2 protein-coding genes and 1 pseudogene are annotated in these 1,872 nt (G+C 59.8%); all 3 read left to right on the forward strand.

The features are described from left to right. Nucleotides 1–451: 5'-nucleotidase C-terminal domain-containing protein (locus AC1DOC_RS31865; RefSeq protein WP_478131357.1), on the forward strand; the 451-nt coding region annotated here is incomplete at its 5' end. Between the two features lie 427 nt (nucleotides 452–878). After that, nucleotides 879–1,544, forward strand: coding sequence for a peptidoglycan recognition protein family protein (locus AC1DOC_RS31870; RefSeq protein WP_478081629.1), 666 nt, complete (start codon nucleotides 879–881; stop codon nucleotides 1,542–1,544). Beyond that, nucleotides 1,541–1,872: pseudogene (locus AC1DOC_RS31875) on the forward strand (hypothetical protein); the annotation flags it as partial. The gene AC1DOC_RS31870 and the pseudogene AC1DOC_RS31875, both read left to right, overlap by 4 nt.

A 1,872-nucleotide genomic window follows, 5' to 3' on the forward strand; every position in this document is an offset into this window, starting at 1 on the left:
CGCCGACCTGGTGCCGGCCGGCGACGGCAGCGTGACCTATGGCCAGATCTTCAGCGTGCAGCCCTTCGGCAACAGCCTGGTGGTGAAGACGATGACCGGCGCGCAGATCAAGGCCTTGCTCGAGCAGCAGTTCAACAGCGGCAGCAACACGGTCGCCTCGCCAAGGGTGCTGCTGCCTTCGCGCAGCCTGAGCTACAGCTACAGCCTCTCGGCGCCCGCGGGCTCGCGCATCGGCAACATGGCGCTCAATGGAACCGCGATGACCGACGGCGCGAGCTACCGCGTGACGATGAACAGCTTCCTGGCCACCGGCGGCGACAACTTCACGGTCTTCAACCAGGGCACCGACACGCTCGGCGGCGACCAGGACGTGGACGCCCTCGAGGCCTACATCAAGGCGAACAGCCCGCTCGCGCCGCCCGCGGCCAACCGCATCACGGCGCTGCCCTGAGCGGGCTTGCGCCATCGGGCTGTTCGACACCAATTGCACGCGCGCGCGGACATGTCCATGCTCGAGGGATCGCTGACTTTCACCGACAAGCGGAATCTGCCAATCACGACGACGACCTTTAATCACTTGGGTGACCTGGCTGAACTGAGCAATACGACGAGTTCCTCGATCTGATCCAGGCGGATCGCTTCAGTCTGCCGCGAAAAGCCGCACGGCCGTGACAAATTGCCGCGTTCCCCATGGCTGCCAGCAACCACCGTAGTCTTTTGATTGACTGGTGGCCCATGCCCGCGCCGATAAGATGCTGCGGGATCGCCGCTCGGTCGGTCGAAAGGGGAGAGAACTCATGTGAACCATCGGTCAGTTGACCCGCCATGTCCTGCGCCCAGGACGCCAACGACGACAAATAATTCTTCAGGGAGGTCGCATGGCAGTTCAAATTGACACAGACGGAATGATCATTCACGCGAGAGTGCGCGGTGCTCGCAGCCAAATCATTGAACGGGGCAGGCGGAGCGTTCCTATCACCGGCATCATCGTGCACCAGACCGATTCGGATACTGCAGCATCCTCGCTGAGCAGTTACACACGTCCCAAGGCCAATGGCGCACACTTTCTCATCGACACCGATGGAACCATTTACCAGACGGCCGCGATCTACCAGCGCACGAATCATGTTGGGCCATTGAGGGCGAGGTGCCTTCTCACGGGCAGTTGTATGCCGGCATACGGCCCAAAAAATTCGGGTGTAGACGCGATGCACCGCATTGAAATGACCAAACCGCCTACCGACCGCTACCCGAGCAATATGGAAGCCGTCGGAATTGAGATGGTCGGCAGAGCCAGGTTGCCGCTGGGTTTCAGGGACCCAGACCCTCGCAAGCAGCGATCTGCGGAACAGCTACGCGGGGAATTTGGCGTCTACGACACGCCATCCGCAGCTCAAAATCAATCGCTCTCGTGGCTTGTCAAGGCACTTGAAGACTCCATGCAGATCGCGCCGGGCGAGGTTTTTCGTCATCCAGATGCCAGCAGGAAGAACCCAACGGAGGCGCAGGGAGCGAATTGGAATCTCCCCGTCACAGCCCCATGAACAAGACCAACATCTTGGCAGTCGCGCTGTTCTTGGCATCAGCGGTCTGCGCTACTCACGCGGCTGACAAGCGATACCCTGTCGCGTATGTGAAGAAGATTGAAATCACCGAACCTTCGATCCGGTCCGCTTGGGAAAGGAAGGATTTCCTAGACTGTGACGACGTTGTCTTGACCGAAGACGACGTTCTCTACGCAGTGCGCCACATGCGGAGGGTCTCCAAAAAAGCCTATTACAGCGAAGATACGGAGAGGACGGGATGCCTAGGGGGCGCGCGAGTCTTTTTTAAGAATGGCAAAGCCATCACTATCGGCATTGAGCCCTCAGG

It is taken from the genome of Variovorax sp. 01T439_2, from assembly GCF_056398445.1.